This window comes from Mycobacterium sp. (assembly GCF_039583805.1).
In the GTDB taxonomy this organism is placed as follows: Bacteria; Actinomycetota; Actinomycetes; order Mycobacteriales; family Mycobacteriaceae; genus Mycobacterium.
Genome location: NZ_JAVKSH010000074.1, coordinates 1 through 19,747 on the forward strand (window position 1 = coordinate 1; position 19,747 = coordinate 19,747).

Below are 19,747 nucleotides of genomic sequence, written 5' to 3' on the forward strand. Positions count from 1 at the left end.
CTCGTTCAGGTCATCGCTGCGGCAGCGGGCGGTTGCGCACCAGGGTCGGCCACCAGAACCACGGGCCGAGGATTCTGACTATGGACGGCACCACGAACGAACGCACGATCAGCGTGTCGAGCAGCAGGCCGATGCAGACGGTCGAACCCACTTGCCCGATCGTTCGCAGATCACTGGTGAGCATCGCCAGCATGGTGAACGCGAAGACCAGACCCGCAGACGTCACCACCCCCCCGGTACTTCCGAGCGCGCGGATCAGACCGGTGTGCAACCCCGCGTGAATCTCCTGTTTGACCCTGGCAATCAGCAGCAGGTTGTAGTCCGACCCGACCGCCACCAGGATGATGAACGTCAGCGGCAGGACCAGCCAGTGCAGATGCAGGCCGATGAGGTGCTGCCAGACGAGTATCGAAAGTCCGAACGCGCCGGCGTAGGAGAAGGCCACGGTGCCGGGAATGACCAAGGCCGCCACCAGACTTCGGGTGATGAACATCATGATCAAGAAGATCAGCACCAGGGCGGCGATCGCCGCGATGAGCAGATCGGCGGTGGCGTATTCCTTGATGTCCTTGTCGTTGGACCCCGAGCCGCCGATATAGACCCGCGCGCCGGCCAACGAGGTCTCTTTCAAGATCGTGGTGATCGCCCCGGGGAACTTTTCCACGTGTTCCACACCTTCGGGACCCATCGCGTCGCCCTCGTGAGTGACGATGAACCGCGCCGCTTTGCCGTCCGGCGACATCATCAGCTTCATGCCGGTCTTGAGGTCTTCGTTGTCGAAGCCCTCGTGCGGGATATAGAAGTAGTCGTCGCTGCGGGACTTGTCGAAGTCGTTCCCGACGTTGATCTGGTCGTCGAATGTCTGCTCGGTCTGGATGGACTGCAGGTCCGCGGAACCGTAGCTGTTGACCAGCTTCGACCGGAGGGCTTCGGTGTCGTCGGCCGTGGCTTTCAGCTGCGCAATGATCTGCGGGAAGGTTTTGTCGATCTCCACGAGGGACACCTTCGCGTCCCCGATGTCGTCAGCCAACTTGTCGATCTGGTCGATCGTGTCGAACAACGACCTGAACGTCCAGCAGATGGGAATGTCGAAGCAGTGCTTCTCCCAATAGAGGTAGCTCTTGATCGGACGGAAGAAATCATCGACGTTCGAGACGTTGTCTCGGATGTCGTCGCTGACCCGTTGCAGATCCTCGACGGTGAGAGCGGTCTGGTGCAGCTCGTCCGATACTTTCTGGAAGAAGGCGATCTCTTTCCGCAGGACTTCGACGGTATGCGCCTGGATATCCGCTTGCTGGTCGGTGTTGGAGTTCTGCTCGTTGTTGAACGGGAGCTGTTGACCGCTGCCGCTGCCTAATGTGGTGAACAAGTAGGGAATGCTGGCATGCTCGAGTGCCCGGCCCAGGGGCCGGGTAATGCTTTGCACCATCGCGACGCCCCGCAGCCGGATGAGAGCTTTGGCGACCCGGTCCAGCGTGATGAAATCAGCCGAGTTGCGCATGTCGTGGTCGGTTTCGACCATCAACATCTCGGAGAAGAGTTTGCTTTTGGGGAAGTGTCGATCGGCGGCGGCGAAACCCAGATTAGCCGGGGCGTCGCGCGGTTGGTATTGACGATCGTCGTAGTTCTGCTGGTAGGTCGGAACGAAGATCGCCCCGATCATCACGACAGCCGAACTGGCTGCCAGGATCGGCACCGGCCAACGCACCACGCTCGCGCCGATCCGCCGGTACAGGCGGGCTTTGGCGGCCTGTCGCGGCTCGAACATCCCGAAAAGGCTGCCCACGGTCAACATCGCCGGACCCAGCGTCATCGCTGCGGCGATGGTGAACAGCATGCTGATGGCAACGGCCGGGCCCATCGTGTGGAAGTAGTTGAGCCGCGCGAAAGTCAGGCAGTAAGACGCCCCGGCGATCGTCAGGCCCGAGCCGATGATGATGGGTGCTATGCCCCGGTAGGCCGTGTAGAAGGCCTCCTCCGGGCTTTCGCCGGCGTGGCGCGCCTCGTGATAGCGGCCCATCAAGAAGATGCCGTAATCCGTTCCGGCTCCCAGCGTCAGCGCGATGACGATGTTCACGGCGAATGACGACAGCTCGATGTACCCGAGATGCCCGAGGGTCGCGACAATCCCTCTGGCAACCAGCATCTCGATGAGAACTCCCAGCAATGGCACCAGCAGGGTGGACGGGCGGCGGTACACCACCAGCAGCATCACGATGATGAGGATGATCGTGACGATCGTGACGTTGTTCAGGCTGGAATTGGCGATGGCGAGCGTGTCGGAGGCAAGCGGAGCCGCGCCGCTGACGTAGACCTTGAGCCCGGGTGGCGGGGTGTCCTTGGCGACGATATCGCGGACGGCATTTACCGACCGGTTGGCTTGGATCTGGCCGATGTCGCCGGCGAGACGCAGCAGCACATAAGCGGACTCCCCGTCCAGGCTTTGCGCCCCTGCCGCGGTGAACGGTTTGCCCCACAGATCCATCACGTATTGCACGTGCTTGGTGTCGTGCTCGAGCCGGCGCATCAGATCGTCGTAGTACTCGTGGTCCGCGATGACCAACGGGCGGTTTGCCTCGAACACGATCATGGTCAGGCTGGTTGAGTCCGACTCGTGGAACTTCGCGCCGATAGCCAACATCGCGCGCTGTGAGGGCGCGTAGTGCGGGACCATCGGCCCCGCCAGCTCTTCAGCGACGTCTTCCACCTTGGGCATGAAGGCGTTTGTGCTCACGGCGAGCAGGCCCCAGAAGACGATGATCGGTATCGCGAGAGCACGGACCATTCTGGGGATGACGGGGCGTTTCAGATGCTCCGTGCGATGCTCACTCATGCGGACTTCACTCTGCACTCGACGTCCGCGTCCTGATGGCTGGTCGAATGTTCATCGCGGACAACGCCGTCCACCAACATCCGGCAGCCCACCTGCCCGCCGTGAACGTGCACCGAGACGCTGCCGGAAATCACCGTGAGGGTGGTCGTCTCTGTGTGCGACCACGGCAACGTCGTGACCTCGACCTGATGCGGATGGCCGTCGATGTCGACGTAGACGAGCTTCCCGCCGGCCCCCGCGGAACCGAACACCTCATAGGTGAGCCGTTTGGGATTGAACTCCTCGGGCGCCTGCGGGCCGTTGACCGTGATAACCGGCTCCGGAGCGGAGAGCTGGTGCACCTTCCACATGCCCAGCAGACCCAGGCCGATCGCCACGACGGCAACCAGCGGCATCCAGGTTCGCGCCAGTACAGTTCTACCGACCGAACGGGGGCTCACTCGATCACCTTCTTCGAAGCCGTTCTCGGGCATCGCGTCTCGCCGCGCACGGGCAAGACCCGGGGCTAGATATCAACTAGGTTGAGATAGTGCCAACCGGACACTACCAGCCCGCAGCGGCGCCGCGAACACCAGGTCTGCGGACGCGAACGCTTGCCGCGGCTGCTCGGCAGCACGGACGAGACGCAGCACGGACGCAACGGGGCCCGATCCACCGGAGTTCAGTGACACCACGATGCCTGTCCCTGTCTCAATAGGCGTTGTCTCAATAGGCGTTGTCTCAATAGGCGTTGTCTCAATAGGCGTTCCGCAGACGCTTTCTCAACCTCGCACTGCTGACCAGCCGAAGGGCCAGGTTCGCCGACGTCACCATGGGGATAACCCCGAGGAATGTCCGCTCGGAGGGTGTCGCCCCATGCAAATGGTAGAGGCTGCCGAACACATAAAAACATCCCAGCATGAACAAAGTACCGGGGATACAGAACGCCATCGGAGAACTGCGATCAGCAACGATTTGCTTCGCATAAACCAGCTCATCGGCTGACAGGGGTTGGCGCTTGCGCAATTTCTTGACTATTGCAAATGCGCTACCAATCTCGTCACTGATCGGGAGGGGCGCTCGATTGAGCAACCGCTGTACGTAGAACGAGGCAATGGTGGCCAATACCAATATCAAGGCGAAAGCGATCAACGTCAGCAAGCCCCATAAACCCGATTCCACCGTCACGCTCCTTCGCTGCGTTATCCACTCGACATCACGCTAACCCATTGTGCCGTCGCGGGGTGCCGGCACCGTGCGCGTGATCAGTTCTCCAGGGCGATGCGACGGTGCCGCCCTGGCTCAGCCGCGGGCCTTGGCCCGCGCGCGGCTACGCGCCCGCGCCGTGGCGTCGAGTTCCGCCTTGCGCACCCGCACCACCTCGGGCGTCACCTCCACGCACTCGTCGGGCGCGCAGAACTCCATGGCCCGCTCCAGGTCCAGTTCGAGCGGCTTGGCCAGCGTCTCGATGACGTCGGCGGTCGACGAGCGCATGTTAGTCAGCTTTTTCTCCCGGGTGACGTTGACGTCGAGATCCTCCGGGCGCGGGTTGACCCCGACGACCATGCCCTGGTAGGTGTCCTGCCCGGGCTCGACGAAGAACTGCCCGCGGTCGGCCAGCTGGATCAGCGCGAACGGCGTGATGGTGCCGGACCGGTCGGATACCAGCGACCCGGTGTGGCGCGACCGGATCTCCCCGGCCCAGGGCCGGTAGCCGTCGAACACCGCGTTGCCGATGCCGGTGCCGCGGGTCTCGGTCAAAAATTCTGTGCGCCAGCCGATCAGCCCGCGGCTGGGCACCACGAACTCCATCCGCACCCAGCCGGTGGCGTGGTTGGCCATCTCGACCATGCGGCCCTTGCGGGCGGCCATCAGCTGGGTGATCGCGCCGAGGTATTCCTCCGGGCAGTCGATGGTCATCGCCTCGAACGGCTCGTGCAGTGCGCCGTCGATGGTCTTGGTCACCACCTGCGGCTTGCCGACGGTCAGCTCGAATCCCTCCCGGCGCATCTGCTCGACCAGCACGGCCAGCGCCAGCTCGCCGCGGCCCTGGACCTCCCAGGCGTCGGGCCGGCCGATGTCGAGCACCCGGATCGACACGTTGCCCACCAGCTCGGTGTCCAGCCGCGACTTGACCATCCGCGCGGTCAGCTTGTGCCCGGGCACCTTGCCGGCCAGCGGCGAGGTGTTGGTGCCGATGGTCACCGAGATCGCCGGCTCGTCGACGCTGATCCGCGGCAACGCTTTCGGGTTGGCGGGGTCGGCCAGCGTGTCGCCGATCATGATCTCGCCGATGCCCGCAACCGCGACGATGTCGCCGGCGATGGCTTCTTCGGTCGGTGAGCGCTCGACGCCCTCGGTCACCAGTAATTCGGTGATCTTCGCGGAGGCGACGACTTCTTGGCCGTCGACCTCGCGCAGCCACGCCACCTGCTGCCCCTTGCGCAGCCGGCCGTTGTAGACCCGGACCAGCGCGAGCCGGCCCAGAAACGCCGACGCGTCCAGGTTGGCGACCAGCGCCTGCAGCGGCGCGTCGGGGTCGCCGCCGGGCGGTGGAATGTGGTGCAGCAGAACGTCGAACAGCGGATCGAGGTTGTTTCCTGCTGGCATGTGGCCGTTCTCGGGCGCCACGGTGCTGGCGATCCCGGCGCGCCCCGACGCGTAGAGGGTGGGCAGCCCCAGGGCGTCTTCGGCGGCTTTGGCCGCTTCGTCGTCCAGGTCGGACGCGACGTCGAGCAGCAGGTCGTGGCTGGCGTCGACGACCTCGGCGATGCGGGCGTCGGGCCGGTCGGTTTTGTTGACGACGAGGATCACCGGCAGGTGCGCGGCCAGCGCCTTGCGCAGCACGAACCGGGTCTGCGGCAGCGGGCCTTCGGACGCGTCGACCAGCAGCAGCACCCCGTCGACCATCGACAGTCCGCGTTCCACCTCGCCGCCGAAGTCGGCGTGTCCCGGGGTGTCGATCACGTTGATCACCGTGAGGCTGCCATCGGGATTCCGGCGGTGCACGGCGGTGTTCTTGGCCAGGATCGTGATGCCTTTTTCGCGCTCCAGGTCGCCGCTGTCCAGAACGCGCTCGGTCACCTCGCCGCGCTCGTGCAGCGCGCCGGACTGCCGCAGCATCGCGTCGACCAGCGTGGTCTTGCCGTGGTCGACGTGCGCGACGATGGCGACGTTACGAAACTGCACCGGGTGATTCTGGCAGTGCGGGGGGCTGTTTACGAAAACGAGCCGTCACACCGTAGACGCCGACGGCCGCTACCAGCCGCGCTTGCGCGGCGCCGAGCCTACGAGTTCGTTCGGTCCGCCCTTGTCCCGGCTGCGCACCGACTCCCGGCTGCGGTAGACGATGTAGGGCCGGAACAGGTAGGCGATCGGGGCGCTGAACGCGTGCACCAGCCGGGTGAACGGCAACAGGCAGAACAGCACCATGCCGATCGCCGCGTGCAGCTGGTAGTCCAGCGGGGCGCCGACCATGTTCTGCCCGCCCGGCCGCAGGATGAAGATTCCCCGGAACCACACACCGACCGTTCGCCGGTAGTGGTAGACGTGCGACGGGCCGTCGAGGCCCGAGCTGAGCAGTGTGCAGTACAGGCCGACGACGATCGCCAGCAGCAACACCACATACATCACCGTGTCGGACCGCGTGGTGGCCATCCGGACCGGTCCGCGGGTCATCCGCCGGTAGATCAGCAACCCGATTCCCAGCAGCGTGGCGGTCCCGGCGATGGTCCCGAGCAGCACCGCCTGCACGTGGTAGGCCTCCGAGCTGATCCCGATCGCCGCGGTCGCACGCGGCGGCACGACCAAGCCCATGATGTGCCCGAAGAGGACCGCCAGGATCCCGAAATGGAAAATCGGGCTGGCGATCTGCAGCAGCCGCGACTCGTAGAGCTGCGACGAGCGTGACGTCCATCCGAACTTGTCGTAGCGATAACGCCACCAGGAACCGGCGATCAGCATCGCCAGCGTGACGTAGGGGAAGATGTCCCAGAAGATTGCGGCGCGGTCCATGTCAGTCGCCTCTCTAGCGTCTCGGTGGCACGGTCAAGGTGAATGGTTGCAGCCCAACGGCTTCGGCGGGCGGGCCGGCTTCGGCGAGCCGCCGCGCCCGCTGCACTTCCTGGTCGGTGACCGGGGGCAGCGTTTCGCACACCGCGGCGATGGTGTGCGCATAGGGCGAGCGCGCCGGGGTCAATGCCTGCAGCAGCACGTCGATGGGAATCCGATGTTCGACCAGCAGCCGTCGCCCGGCGTCCGGATCGACGGTGGCCGCGAACTCGAGCACAACCGGCAAGTAGTCGGGCGCTTCGCTTTTCGGCGGCTCGACACCCGCGTCGCGATAGGCGGTGGCGAACGCCAGCATCTCGCGACCGCGGTTGCGGGTGTCCCCTGCGGTCCAGTAGGTGAGATACATGGTGGAGCGGCGACGCATGTCGAAGGTCTCGACGTACTCGGTGGCGGCGGCCAGCGGGTCGGTGCGTCGCAGCGCGGCGACGGTTCGCCCCAGCAACTCCGCCGGGGGTCCGTCGATGTGGGTCAGCATTGTCTCGACGGTGTCGAGCCGCTGCTCGTGCTGCTCATCGGGGTAGGCCAACAGCAGCGACGCGGCCTGCCAGACCAGACGGTCGACCAGCGCGGGACCGCGTTGTCTGGAAAGCACTTTCATTGCTCACTGTCGGGAGGAAACATCCCCGACGGCACCTCCCCGCCACCCCAGTCCAACAAGTTCACCCGCGCCGGCCGGCCCCCGCCGACTGCCGACTCCCCCGCGAGGTTGTGCTGGTGTGTCGCGTGGAAGCTTTCCACCGCCACGGGCACCGGCCCCTCGCTGGGGTGCGCGAACGGCCCCGCCTCGTACATGCCCGGGCCGCCGTCGTGCGACAGCGAGCACTCCGCGTCGGCCGCCGCCGCGGGGATCTCGCCGGTGTAGGCGGTCGGGATGACGTAGCGCTCTTCGTATTTCGCGATGGCCAACAGCCGGTACATCTCGTAGATCTGCGCCTCGGTCATCCCGACCGACGCCGGTATGTGCGGCTGGGTCTCGCGGCCCAGGTTGATGTCGCGCATGTAGGAGCGCATTGCGGCCAGCCGGCGCAGCACACCGTCGACCACCTCGGTGTCGCCGGCGGTGAACAGTTCCGCCAGGTACTGAATCGGGATGCGCAGCGCCTCGATGGCGCCGAACAGGTTGCCGACGTCTTCGCCGTCGTGGCCGTCGCGGCTGACCGCGTCGACCACCGGCGACAGCGGCGGGACGTACCACACCATCGGCATGGTCCGGTATTCCGGGTGCAGCGGCAGCGCCACTTTGTAGGTGTTGATCAACGCGTAGACCGGAGACCGCTGTGCCGCCTCGATCCACTCGTCGGAAATACCTTCGGCCCGCGCCGCGTCGATCACCTCGGGGTCTTCTGGGTCCAACAGGATTTGGCACTGCGCCGCATACAGGTCGGTGTCCTTCTCCGCCGACGCCGCCTCGAGCACCCGGTCGGCGTCGTAAAGCACCAGCCCCAGGTAGCGCAGCCGACCCACGCAGGTTTCCGAGCAGATCGTCGGCAGGCCGACTTCGATGCGCGGATAGCACAGCGTGCACTTCTCGGCCTTGCCGGTCTTGTGGTTGAAATACACCTTCTTGTAAGGACATCCCGACACGCACATCCGCCAGCCGCGGCAGCGGTCCTGGTCGACGAGCACGATGCCGTCCTCGGTGCGCTTGTACATCGCGCCCGACGGGCACGACGCCACGCAGGACGGATTGAGACAGTGTTCGCAGATCCGCGGCAGATAGAACATGAAGGTCTCTTCGAGGGTGAGCTTGACCTCGTCGCTCACCTTCCGCAGCACCGGGTCGTCGCGCAACGTCTCCGTCGACCCGGCGAGGTTGTCGTCCCAGTTCGGTCCCCATTCGATCTTCATCGGCTTGCCGCTGATCAGGCTTCTCGGCGCGGCCGTCGGAAACGTATCCCCCAGCGGCGCCGAGGTCAGGTTCTCGTAGTCGTAGGTCCACGGCTCGTAGTAGTCGTCGATGCCCGGCAGCTTCGGGTTGGCGAAGATCCGCAACAGTTTGTGGATCCGGCCGCCGTCGCGCAGCCGCAGCCGGCCCTTCTTGTCGCGCATCCAGCCACCGCGCCAGCGGTCCTGGTCCTCATAGGTGCGCGGATAGCCCACACCCGGACGCGTTTCGACGTTGTTGAACCACACGTATTCGGTGCCAGGACGATTGGTCCACGCCTGTTTGCACGTCACCGAACAGGTGTGGCAGCCGATGCATTTGTCGAGGTTCATCACCATCGCCATCTGCGCCATGACTTTCATTGCCTCAGTACCGCACTTCCTGGCTGCGGCGGCGCACCACAGTCACCTCGTCGCGTTGGTTGCCGGTCGGTCCCATGTAGTTGAACGCGAACGCGTGCTGGCCGTAGCCGCCGGCCAGATGGCTGGGCTTGATCCGCACCCGGGTCAGCGCGTTGTGGTTGCCCCCGCGCTTGTTGTTGATCTCAGAGCGCGGCGTGTCCACCGTGCGTTCCTGGACGTGGTAGACGAACACCACACCGTCGGGCATCCGGTGGCTGACGATCGCCCGGCACACGTAGATGCCGTTGGCGTTGACTGCCTCGACCCAATCATTGTCGCGCACTTTGATTTTCGCCGCGTCGCTCGGGCTCATCCACATGGTCGGACCGCCCCGCGACAACGACAGCATGTACAGGTTGTCCTGATACGTCGAGTGGAACGACCACTTCGAGTGCGGCGTCAGATACCGCACAGTGAGCCCGATCCCGTCCTCGGTGTCCCCGAGCGGCGGCGCGTCAAACAGTCGGGTCATGTCCAGCGGCGGACGGAACACCGGCAGCTGCTCGCCGATCTCCTCGACCCAGTCGTGGGCCAGGTAGAAGTGCATGCGCCCGGTCAGCGTGTGGAACGGTTTGAGGTTCTCGATGTTGACGGTGAACGGGGCGTAGCGGCGCCCGCCGGTTTCACTGCCGGACCATTCCGGGCTGGTGATCACCTGGACGGGTCGCGCCTGGGTGTCGGCGTAGGTAATGCGCCGTTCTTCGCTGCCTTCGGCCAGATAGGCCAGCCGCTGACCGGTGCGTTTCTCCAGCTCGCGGAAACCCTCTACCGCGAGCCGGCCGTTGCACGTCCCCGACAGGGACAGCAGCACGTCAGCCATCCGCGCCGCGGTGGTGATAGCCGGACGGCCTGCCGCGACACCGGAGTTCAGCACCCCGAATTTCGCGGACAGTTCCTCGACCTCGCGGAACGGGTGCACCGTGACACCCTTGGTGGTCACCCCGAAGGTGTCCACCAACGGACCCAACGTCAACCATTTGTCGTAGACGGCGCCGTAGTCACGCTCCACCACGGTGAGCTTGGACATGGTCCGGCCAGGTACCGGCGTCTGTCCCGAGTGCAGCCAATCGGCTTCGGTGCCGTCGGGATAGACCATCGCGTCCGGGGTGTCGTGGGCCAGCGCGGTGAGCACCACGTCGGTGCGGGTGCCCAGGTGACGCTTGGCCATGGCGCTGAAGGCTTTCGCGATCGCGCCGAAAGCGTCGAAGTCGCTGCGGGTTTCCCAGGGCGGGTCGGTCGCGGCGCTGAACGCGTGGACGAAGGGATGCATGTCGGTGCTGGAGATGTCGGCCTTCTCGTACCAGGTGGCCGCCGGCAGCACCAGATCCGACACCAATGTCGTCGACGTCATCCGGAAGTCGATCGACATCATCAAGTCGAGCTTGCCTTCCGGGATGTCGCCGTCGCAGGTCACGTCGACCGGCTTGGTCCCACCCTCCGGCGGCTTTCCCTGCACGTTGGCATCGGTGCCCAGCAGGTATTGCAGGAAGTACTCGCCGCCCTTGCCCGACGAGCCGATCAGGTTGGCCCGCCAGACCGTCAGCACCCGCGGCCAGTTGACGGGATTGTCGGGATCGGTCACCGCGAGCTTGAGCTTGCGCTGACCGAGTTGCTCGGCCACATACTCGGCGACGTCGCGGCCGGCGGCGCGCGCCTCGTCGGCGACGTCGAGGCTGGAGCGGTCGAACTGCGGATAGAACGGGCTCCACCCCATCGCCGTCGCGGACGCCAGCAGGTCCATCGTGTGCTTGCCCTCGAACCTCCCCCGGCCCACCGGGCTGGCCAGCTTGTCGGCCGCGTACCCGTCGTAGCGCCACTGGTCGGTGTGGGCATACCAGTACGAGGCGCCGGGCACCTGCCGCGGCGGCCGGACCCAGTCGGTGGCCATCGACATGGTCTGAAATCCGCCGAGCGGGCGCACTTTCTCCTGCCCGACGTAGTGGGCCCAGCCGCCGCCGTTGCGGCCCATCGACCCGGTCAGCATCACCAGCGCCAGCACCGCCCGATAAATGGCGTCGCCGTGAAACCATTGGTTGATTCCGCTGCCCATGATGATCATCGACCGCCCGCCGGATTCCTCGGCGCTGCGGGCGAACTCGCGGGCCACCCGGATGGCTTGGGCGGCCGACACCCCGGTGATGGGCTCCTGCCAGGCGGGCGTGTTGGGCTGGGTGCCGTCGTCGTAACCTGTCGGCCACTGGCCGGGCAGCCCGGGACGCGCCACCCCGTACTGGGCCAGCATCAGGTCGAATACCGTGCACACCCAGTGCTTACCGACGCGGCGCACCGGAACACCGCGCGCCACGGTGGCACCTGCGCCGGTGACGGTGTCGAAGCTGGGCAGGTGGACCAGCGCGGTGTCGCCGCCGGCGCCCGCCACGCTGAGCGCCGGGGTCACGTTACCGAGATCCAGGTTCCACTTGCCGACACCGTCCTCGCCGTAACGGAACCCCAGTGAACCGTGCGGCACAACGAGCGTGTCGGTGACCTCGTCGAGCAGCGCGGGCTTGAGCGCCGAGTTTTCCCCGGCCTCGCCGATGTCTGCGGCGGTGAGGTTCTTCCCGGGCACCAGCATCTCGCCGCGCTCTTCCAGCTTGATCAAAAACGGCAGGTCGGTGTAGCGGCGCACGTAGTCGGTGAAGAACGGCACTTGTTGTTGCACAAAGCATTCCGAGAGAATGACGTGGCCCATCGCCATGGCCAGCGCGCCGTCGGCGCCGGCGGCGCAGGGCATCCACTCGTCGGCGAACTTGGTGTTGTCGGCGTAGTCGGGGCTGACGGCCACCACCTTGGTGCCGCGGTAGCGCACCTCGGCCATCCAGTGCGCGTCGGGGGTCCGGGTGATCGGCACGTTGGAGCCCCACATCAACAGATACGCCGCGTCCCACCAGTCTCCGGACTCCGGCACGTCGGTCTGGTCGCCGAACACCTGCGGCGAGGCGACCGGCAGGTCGGCGTACCAGTCGTAGAACGACGTCATGGCGCCGCCGATCAGCTCGAAGAACCGCGAACCGGCAACGTAGGAGACCATCGACATGGCCGGGATCGGCGAGAAGCCGGCAATCCGGTCCGGGCCGTAGGTCTTGATGGTGTGCACGTGCGCCGCGGCGATCATCTCGGTGGCCTCGGCCCAGCTGACCCGCACCAGCCCGCCCTTGCCGCGGGCTTGCTGGTAGCGGCGACGGCGCTGCGGGTCGGCCTGGATGTCGGCCCAGGCCAGCACCGGGTCGCTGAGCCGGGCCTTGGCTTCGCGGTACATCTCGATCAGCACACCGCGGGCGTACGGGTAGCGCACCCGGGTCGGGGAGTAGCTGTACCAGGAGAACGACGCGCCGCGGGGGCACCCGCGGGGCTCGTACTCCGGCCGGTCCGGGCCCACCGAGGGGTAGTCGGTCTGCTGGGTCTCCCAGGTGATGATCCCGTCTTTGACGTAGATCTTCCACGAGCACGACCCGGTGCAGTTGACGCCGTGCGTGGAGCGGACCACCTTGTCGTGGCTCCACCGGTCGCGGTAGAACACGTCGGCCTCGCGCCCGCCGCGGCGGGTGACCGTCCGCAGGTCCTGGGAGAACTCACCGGGGGTGAAGAATCGGCCGCTGCGCTCCAGCAGCTCCTCCAGTGGACCTCCGACGTGCGGGGTGACAGTCAACGGTGGGACCTCCTGGCGGGCTGCGTCGCAGTTTCGTTGCCGGCCGCACGCGGACTCCGTCGTCCGGGCTTTATCCGGCCGCGGACTCCGACTCGGCGACCTCGCCGAGCTGTCCGACCAGATTCGGCGCGGCCACCGTCGCCGGAAGCCCGCACGCTGCTCAGCAGGCGACGCCAATCATAGGCGTCCGCGAGCGGCGCGACCAAGCTTCTGTGGGCGCGGTTGTCACAGCCGTCGCCTAAATTCCACGTCGGTATGCCCGGCAGTTCACCGCGTTGTCATCACCGCGGTGCTCCGAGGACCCTCCGGACGGCGAACACCGGCGAAAACACGAGGCCGACGCCGCGAAGGGGCCGGCGGGACAACCTGACGGCAGTTCTCCGGGATACTGCTGCGACTTGCCTACCAAGTTGCTGTGGACTTCGCGGTCGGTCCGGCGCGGCCTGCGTCACCGGCCTTCGAGGGCGCGGGCCAGCGCCGGCAACCAGCCCCGGTCGGCCGGCACCCAGTCAAGTTCATGCAGCTGCGCCGCCGTCACCCAGCGCAGCGCTCGGTGGTCGTGCGGACGGGGTTCGCCGCGGAGCAAGCGCACGCGGTAAGCCCGCAGCGTGGCCGTTGTGTCGAGTTCGACGTCGTCGCCCAGCCGTTCGCCGACCTCGACGGCGCTGACGTCTACGCCCAGCTCTTCGGCCAGCTCGCGGGCCAGCGCCTTGGGCTCGGTTTCGCCGGGTGCGACCTTGCCGCCGGGCAGTTCCCAGCGGCCGGCCAATTCCGGTGGGCGTCGCCGTTGCGCTGCCAGAACCGCCGAGTCGACGATGACGGCTGCGGCCACCACGATCTGGTTCGGCACGTCGAGACGCTATACCGTCAGGGCATGGCTGTGTTAACCGATGAGCAAGTGGACGCCGTACTGCCCGAACTCGACGGCTGGCAGCGCGCCGACGGCGCGCTGCGACGATCGGTCACGTTTCCTTCGTTTCTCGCCGGCATCGACGCGGTGCGCCGGGTCGCCGAGCACGCCGAAGCCAAGGACCACCACCCGGACATCGATATCCGTTGGCGGACCGTGACGTTCGCGCTGGTGACGCATTCCGCGGGCGGTATCACCGACAAGGACGTGGCGATGGCGGGCGACATCGACGGGATCATCGGCGGGTAGCCGGCCCCGGCCCGTCGAGCGTCACGCCAGCGTGGCCGCGGCGACTGAGCGTCACGCCGGCGTGACGTTCAGCGCGGCCGCCGGTCGTCACGATCCACGCCAAGGTCGCCAGCGTCGCCACGACGTAGACCAGCCCGGCCCAGGCCAGGTACCACGGCCGGTCGCTTTGCCAGATCGTCGGCTGGGCGAAGCTGAGCAGCCACGGCACGCCGACCAGGGTCAGCGCCAGCCAGCCCCAGCCGAGGATCCGGGCGCCGCGCCGCCCGGACAGCGGCCCGTGGATCAGCCAGATCATCAACGGCACCAACCAGACCCAGTGATGCGTCCAGGAAATCGGCGACAGCAACAACCCGAACAACTCGACGACCAGCAGCTGACCGAGCCGATCGTCGTGCAGCGCCTGCCAGGCCAGCATGGCCAGCAGCGCGGTGACGGCGATCGCGGCCAGCACCAGCGGGCCGTAGCCGGCGTCGTGACCGACAATGCGCGAGATGCCGCCGCGCCAGGACTGGTTGAACGAGGTGCTGATCGGCCCGACCCGGCGCGTGTCGCGCAACAGGACCGTGAAGTAGTAGCGGGTCTGGTCGCCGACCACCAGCCACGACAGCGCGACCGTAGCCAGGAAGACGACACCCGAGAACAGCGCCGCGGCCCATCGCCGGGCGCCGAGGAAGTACAGGCCCGTGATCGCCGGTGTCAGCTTCACCCCGGCCGCCAGGCCGACCAGCAGCCCGGACAGCCACCAGCGGGTGGTGCGGACCGCCCAGAGTGCGGCCAGCGCCAGCACCACGTTGACCTGCCCGTAGTCGAAGGTGCTGCGCAGCGGCTCGGTCCAGATGCCGACCGCGGTCCACGCCATCGCGACGCGGCGGCCCTCACCGGCTGCGATGCCGAGTAGCCGCTGGCTGAGCCGGACCAGCCCGTAGAGGGCGGCCATCGTGCCGACCTGCCAGCAGAACGCGACCAGACCGAACGGCAGCAGGTGCAGCGGGTAGAAGACGACCGCGGCGAACGGCGGATAGGTGAACGGCAGCGGAAAGTCCGGGGTCTGCTCGGCGTAGACGTAGCTGTACAGCTTCCCGGGATGGTCGAGGGTGGCGGCACCGCCGATATAGACGTGCAGGTCGACGAAGTTGGCTCCGTTGCGCACCAGGTAGGTCCACGCCAGCCGCGCCGCGACACTCACGGCCAGCAGCACCGGCCCGGTAGCGATCAGCCGGCGGGTGGTGGCTGCCGCCGGGGCGGCCGTGGTCGTGGCGTCTATCTGCCCGACTGTAGCGACGGGGCGGCGGCCGTTGGTCATCTACGAGCGAGCGGTCACTGCGGACACTCATCTCCGTAACGATTCCATAAATGCCACACGTGTCACTTGAGTCACTTTGGCATCGGGCGAACCATCGGGCCTGTCACCGAGAACCAGGGAGAGTTCATGTCATACATCTGGGCGTTGCTGCGCGCCACCGCCGTTGTCTTTGCTTCGTTGGCCGCATTGGTCGTGGGAGGCCTGTCGGGCACCGCCCACGCCGACCCGGTGCCGCCGGCGCCGGCTCCCAGCATTGGGCAGCAGTTGGTCAATTCGGCGGCCGATGCGCCGCAGGTGCTGCAAAATCTCGCGGCGGCGCTGGGCGTCGCGCCGCCGGCACAGGCCGCTCCAACGCAGTCGCCATCGGCCGCGATCCCCGGCCTCAGCTCGCTGGTTCCCGGCACGAGTTCGCTGGTCCCCGGCACGAGTTCGCTGGTTCCCGGCACGAGTTCGCTGGTTCCCGGCACGAGTTCGCTCGTCCCCGGCACGAGTTCGCTGGTCCCCGGCGCCACCTCGCTGGTCCCCGGCACGAGTTCGCTGGTCCCCGGCGCCACCTCACTGGTCCCCGGTGCGAGTTCGCCTGTCCCCGGCGCCACCTCGCTGATTCCCGGCACCTCCTCGCTGATCCCCGGGACAGCCGCTGCCACGCCGACAGCCGGACCGGCATCGTTGCTGCCCACGGCACAGATCAGCCTGCCCCAGATGCCGTTCCTCCCGCTGCCGCTGCCGCAGCACGTGTCGCTGCCCGGTGACCTAATCCCGCTGGTGCTGGGCGGCAACGCGGCGTCCCCGGCGGTCACCCAGCCTGCAGCACCGGCCGTACCGAGCAACCCGTTCTTGGGGCCGCTGTCCGCGTTGCCCTGATACCGGCCGGCCGGCGCATCCGTACCGGCCCGGAAACCACCACCGAAGACCCGGAGGACACCGTGCTGACCACTAGAAATCTGATCTACAGCGTCGCCGCCGCAGCCGTCGCCGCGGCCGTCGCACCCGCGCTGAGCCCGCCCGCCGCCGCCGACCCGGCGACGCCCCAGCCGCTCCCGGCCCAGCAGTTGCCGGGCCTTCCGGCGCTGACACAGCTGGGCCCGATCATCCAGCAGGCCGCCGCGGATCCCGCACAGGCGTCCCAGCTGCTGATGGCCGCGGCGTCCGCGTTCACCCATAATCCGACGGCACCCGATGCATCGAAAAACGTCGCCTCCGCGCTGAACCAGTTCGTGCAGAACCCCACCGCGGCCGTCGGCTTGCCTGCCGACGTGAACCAGCCGGTCGCACATACCCCGCCCGCGGGGGTCGAACCGGGTGCGCAGTCACACCTGCCGACGGGCATCGACCCCGCCCACGCCGCTGGTCCGGCAACCGCGGCCGCCGCGGCGCCCACTGTTGCGCCGGCCGCCGCGGCGCCGCCGGCCGAGCCCGCCGCACCGGAAGCGCCCGCGCCGGCCGCGGCATTCAACCCGGACGCTCCGCCCACGCAGGACTTCATGTACCCCTCGATCGGCACCGGGTGTCTGGCAGACGGCGGTAATTCCATCGCGACCGCGCTGTCGGTGGCCGGCCCGGCCAGGATTCCCACACCGGGGCCCAGGGCCGGGCAGACCGCGTATGTGTTCACCGCCGTCGGCACCCCCGGGCCCGCCAACGAGCAGAAGCTGCCCTTGAACGTCACGTGGGTGAACCTGACGACCGGCTCGTCGGGCAGCGCGACCCTCAAGCCGCAGTCCGACATCAACCCCGACGGCCCGACCACGCTGACCGCCATCGTCGACACCGGTTCGGGCAGCATCATTTCGACGATCTTCGGGGGGGTCACCACCACGGAGAAGCAGTGCCAGTTCATACCCACCATCGGGTCGACGGTGGTGCCGTAACGCTGTTCAGTAGGCCATGAACAGGATCGCGTCCCGGTCGTACTCCCGGCCGGGATGCGCACTGGCCAGATGCGCCTGGGCCTGTTCGACGAGGTCGTCCTCGTCCTTGCCGACGATGGCCTCGCCGCACGGACAGTTCAGGTGTGTCTTCATGTCGCCGCCTTTCCCTTGAGCTGCTTTTTGTAGGAGCGCACCTGCTCGAGCGACCGGGCGTCGACGATGTCGGCGACGGACATCCGCGTACCGGCTTTCCCGTACTCGCCAGCCGCCGCCCGCCAGCCCCTCGGCGTCACGCCGTACTGCTTGCCCAGCAGCGCCAGAAAGATCCGCGCCTTCTGCTCCCCGAATCCCGGCAGCCGCTCGAGCCGTCGCAGCAGTTCCGCGCCGTCTGGATCACCGGCGGTCCAGAGCCCAGCCGCATCGCCGTCGTAGTCATCCGCGATGATCTGCGCCAGGGCCTGGATCCGCTTGGCCATCGACCCTGGAAAGCGATGTACCGCAGGCTTTTCCGAGCACAGCGCGGCGAACTTGTCGAGGTCGTAGCAGGCGATCTCGGTGGGGTCGAGACTGCCCATCCGGTCGGCGATCTTCTTCGGCCCCGCGAAGGCGGTCTCCATCGGCACCTGCTGGTCGAGCAGCATGCCGACCAGTAGCGCGAACGGGTTCTCGCTGAGCAGGACATCTGCTGCTGGATCAGCGGCCAGTCGCAGGTTCGGCACGGGGACAGTATGGCAGGCGGCGAGCGATCGAGCGCCACTCGGCAGGGGTGCCAACCTCAGGCGGTCCCAACATGCTGACCGCGGCGTGTTCATGACGCCCAGGCGGACGGGCGCGTGTTCGATGACACCAGTGATGCTGAGCCCCAGCCCGCTATGCGTTTCGTCATCTGACGCTGGCGTTACTGATGGTGTCGTCCCGCGCCGCGCGCTTTGAAAGCTCTTCAGGCCCATCGCACAGTGAGGTGGATTGCGGCCGACCAGGCGGCGAGCCAGATGATCGGCCCAACATGGGGGATGAGAACGGAGAAGAAGCCGCCGACGATCCTGATCGTGATCGTGATCAGCAGCGCGGCAGAACCCGACTTTCGGTCGGCGGCTGGCTGGCTGGGAGCACGCCCACCCAGCACGTGCGGCGCGCCGGCCCGTCGGGCGAATCGGTTACGCGACCGCATGGCCAGGCCACTTTGTGTGCTGGTCCTACCAGCCAGTCACATGCTCATCGGGAGCCACACCAGCACCGCCAGCTGGGCATGACGTGCTGCGGGGAAGTGATGCCGTATGCGATATCACCCGAGTCGCGATCCGGCAGTGATATCGCCTGCGATATCGACTTGCGCAAGGTGCTAATCCCTCGCGCAGCGACTGAAGGGGCTGGTGAGCCGGGTGAGGCTGCCTCTGCGCGAGCCGACCTGCGCGATTGCGCCCTGAGCGCAGTCCGGATGGCGGCGGCGGGCTCCATGGAAGGGTGCAGTCCACCCTGTGCGGCCGCCCGGTCGCAGCGGGCGCCGGCTGGGGCGGGTGGCTGATGACGCGCTGCACCCGGCTGTACCAGCCGGTGTTCTACTACCTGGCGTTCTGGGCGGTCGCCTTGCTTGCGTTGCAACAGATCCTGCCGCCGCACGTCTACCAGCCGGTCGCCGGTGTCAGCATCCAGTTGCTGTGGTTCCTCGACGCGTATGTGCTGGTGCTGGCCACCACGCCGCTGCTGTCGCGGATCACCACCGCCCGCCGTTCGCCGTCGGCGTGGCCGGGTTGTACACATTCGTCGCGGTCGTCGACATCGTCCGGTTGCACGCGCCCGGCACGGCCCCGCTCGGTTATCTCACCCTGGTCGCGTGGGTGATCCCGGGCATGTTCGGGGTCGCCGACCGCCGCTGGCTGCTGACGCCGCGCGCCGGCGTCGCAATCGTCCTGTGCGCCTTGGCTATAGCGGCGGCGCCCAGGATAGCCCGATGGGCGCGTCGGCCGCGTGTGTGGTGGCTGACGGCGATCGGCAATTCGGGCGCGATGACGCTGTGTCTGTGGCACATGCCGGCGCTGCTCGGGGTGCACCTGGTGTTCGACTACCTCGGCTACAGCCGCTGCCCGGCTGGCCGCACCGGCTGCTGCTGAGCCTCGCACAGCTGGCGGTGATGGCCGGCCTGGTCTGGGCGCTGTTCGTGACGCTGCGGCCGCTGGAAAGCTCGCCGCTGCCCGGTCGGGACGGCCGCTGGATCTCGGCGCCCGGGCTGCGCAGCGCGACCGTCGGCACCCTGCTGTGCGTCGCGGCCGCGGCGACCGTGGCCTCGGTGAAGTGGGGACTCAAGGACGACGGGCGGGGCTGCGTCGCAGTCATGCTGGCAGCCCTGGTCACCGCCTGACTGTTGGCGCTCCGTGACACGAAAAACTTTGCGGTGCAATCGTCGTAAGGACTATCCGCTCTTGCGGCGGAACTCCCGGCGGTTCTCCGCCGGCCCGTGCGCCCGGGGCTGTTTGGCGCCGCCGTCCTTGTGCGTCGAGCCGCTCGCCGACTTCGCGTTCTTGCGGTCCAGGGCTTCGCGGAATGCGCGCTTGGTCTGGTCCGTCGTGGAATCTGCCCCTGAGTCGGATGCCACCAT

General features: G+C 67.2%; 17 protein-coding genes and 1 pseudogene. 4 read left to right on the forward strand and 14 right to left on the reverse strand.

The features are described from left to right. Positions 1–10: 10 nt before the first annotated feature. The 9 genes from ABDW21_RS11345 to ABDW21_RS11385 all read right to left on the reverse strand — a co-directional run bounded on the left by ABDW21_RS11345 (position 11) and on the right by ABDW21_RS11385 (position 13,668). Positions 11–2,833 (reverse strand): RND family transporter, encoded by a 2,823-nt coding sequence (locus ABDW21_RS11345; protein WP_343710459.1) that lies wholly within the window; start codon positions 2,831–2,833, stop codon positions 11–13. Then, positions 2,830–3,228: an MmpS family transport accessory protein gene (locus ABDW21_RS11350; RefSeq protein WP_343710466.1), complete on the reverse strand. Its 399-nt coding sequence runs from the start codon at positions 3,226–3,228 to the stop codon at positions 2,830–2,832. Before ABDW21_RS11350 ends, ABDW21_RS11345 begins: the two co-directional genes overlap by 4 nt. Positions 3,229–3,568: 340 nt before the next feature. Continuing rightward, positions 3,569–3,994: a hypothetical protein gene (locus ABDW21_RS11355; RefSeq protein WP_343710460.1), complete on the reverse strand. Its 426-nt coding sequence runs from the start codon at positions 3,992–3,994 to the stop codon at positions 3,569–3,571. Between the two features lie 120 nt (positions 3,995–4,114). Beyond that, positions 4,115–6,001, reverse strand: a complete 1,887-nt coding sequence (gene typA / locus ABDW21_RS11360; RefSeq protein ID WP_343710461.1) for a translational GTPase TypA — start codon at positions 5,999–6,001, stop codon at positions 4,115–4,117. 69 nt (positions 6,002–6,070) lie between these two features. Further along, on the reverse strand, positions 6,071–6,826 hold the full coding sequence (narI, locus tag ABDW21_RS11365; protein WP_343710462.1) for a respiratory nitrate reductase subunit gamma: 756 nt from the start codon (positions 6,824–6,826) through the stop codon (positions 6,071–6,073). A gap of 13 nt (positions 6,827–6,839) precedes the next feature. After that, on the reverse strand, positions 6,840–7,481 hold the full coding sequence (narJ, locus tag ABDW21_RS11370; protein WP_343601733.1) for a nitrate reductase molybdenum cofactor assembly chaperone: 642 nt from the start codon (positions 7,479–7,481) through the stop codon (positions 6,840–6,842). Continuing rightward, positions 7,478–9,130: a nitrate reductase subunit beta gene (gene narH / locus ABDW21_RS11375; protein WP_343601731.1), complete on the reverse strand. Its 1,653-nt coding sequence runs from the start codon at positions 9,128–9,130 to the stop codon at positions 7,478–7,480. Before narH ends, narJ begins: the two co-directional genes overlap by 4 nt. A gap of 4 nt (positions 9,131–9,134) precedes the next feature. Then, the gene (locus tag ABDW21_RS11380) at positions 9,135–12,818 is read right to left on the reverse strand and encodes a nitrate reductase subunit alpha (RefSeq protein ID WP_343601729.1); all 3,684 of its coding nucleotides are present in this window, start codon (positions 12,816–12,818) and stop codon (positions 9,135–9,137) included. 448 nt (positions 12,819–13,266) lie between these two features. Further along, positions 13,267–13,668 (reverse strand): (deoxy)nucleoside triphosphate pyrophosphohydrolase, encoded by a 402-nt coding sequence (locus ABDW21_RS11385; RefSeq protein WP_343601728.1) that lies wholly within the window; start codon positions 13,666–13,668, stop codon positions 13,267–13,269. A 24-nt stretch (positions 13,669–13,692) separates the two neighbouring features. On the opposite strand from ABDW21_RS11385, the gene ABDW21_RS11390 reads away from it, so the two are divergent. Beyond that, positions 13,693–13,977 carry a 4a-hydroxytetrahydrobiopterin dehydratase gene (locus ABDW21_RS11390; RefSeq protein WP_343601727.1) on the forward strand — a complete coding sequence of 95 codons (285 nt, stop codon included), beginning with the start codon at positions 13,693–13,695 and terminating at the stop codon, positions 13,975–13,977. Here the strand turns inward: ABDW21_RS11390 and ABDW21_RS11395 are convergent. Next, entirely contained in the window at positions 13,964–15,280 is a 1,317-nt protein-coding gene (locus ABDW21_RS11395) for a mannosyltransferase (RefSeq protein WP_343601725.1), read from the reverse strand. The genes ABDW21_RS11390 and ABDW21_RS11395 overlap by 14 nt on opposite strands. A gap of 126 nt (positions 15,281–15,406) precedes the next feature. Here ABDW21_RS11395 and ABDW21_RS11400 point away from each other — a divergent pair, with 126 nt between their 5' ends. Together ABDW21_RS11400 and ABDW21_RS11405 are read left to right on the forward strand one after the other, a co-directional pair. After that, entirely contained in the window at positions 15,407–16,144 is a 738-nt protein-coding gene (locus ABDW21_RS11400; RefSeq protein WP_343710463.1) for a hypothetical protein, read from the forward strand. A gap of 80 nt (positions 16,145–16,224) precedes the next feature. Further along, the gene (locus ABDW21_RS11405) at positions 16,225–17,151 is read left to right on the forward strand and encodes a hypothetical protein (RefSeq protein WP_343601741.1); all 927 of its coding nucleotides are present in this window, start codon (positions 16,225–16,227) and stop codon (positions 17,149–17,151) included. A gap of 6 nt (positions 17,152–17,157) precedes the next feature. Here the strand turns inward: ABDW21_RS11405 and ABDW21_RS11410 are convergent, their stop codons facing one another. The 3 genes from ABDW21_RS11410 to ABDW21_RS11420 form a co-directional block, all read right to left on the reverse strand. Beyond that, on the reverse strand, positions 17,158–17,304 hold the full coding sequence (locus ABDW21_RS11410) for a DUF1059 domain-containing protein (protein WP_343601723.1): 147 nt from the start codon (positions 17,302–17,304) through the stop codon (positions 17,158–17,160). Further along, complete coding sequence (locus ABDW21_RS11415) at positions 17,301–17,870, reverse strand: HhH-GPD-type base excision DNA repair protein (protein ID WP_343601740.1); 570 nt, start codon at positions 17,868–17,870, stop codon at positions 17,301–17,303. The genes ABDW21_RS11410 and ABDW21_RS11415 overlap by 4 nt, the downstream gene beginning before the upstream one ends. Before the next feature lie 221 nt (positions 17,871–18,091). Then, on the reverse strand, positions 18,092–18,322 hold the full coding sequence (locus ABDW21_RS11420; RefSeq protein ID WP_343710464.1) for a hypothetical protein: 231 nt from the start codon (positions 18,320–18,322) through the stop codon (positions 18,092–18,094). Positions 18,323–18,660: 338 nt separating this feature from the next. On the opposite strand from ABDW21_RS11420, the pseudogene ABDW21_RS11425 reads away from it, so the two are divergent. Further along, positions 18,661–19,510: pseudogene (locus ABDW21_RS11425) on the forward strand (acyltransferase); the annotation flags it as partial. A 51-nt stretch (positions 19,511–19,561) separates the two neighbouring features. Here ABDW21_RS11425 and ABDW21_RS11430 read toward each other — a convergent pair. Then, positions 19,562–19,747 carry a DUF5302 domain-containing protein gene (locus ABDW21_RS11430; protein WP_343710465.1) on the reverse strand — a complete coding sequence of 62 codons (186 nt, stop codon included), beginning with the start codon at positions 19,745–19,747 and terminating at the stop codon, positions 19,562–19,564.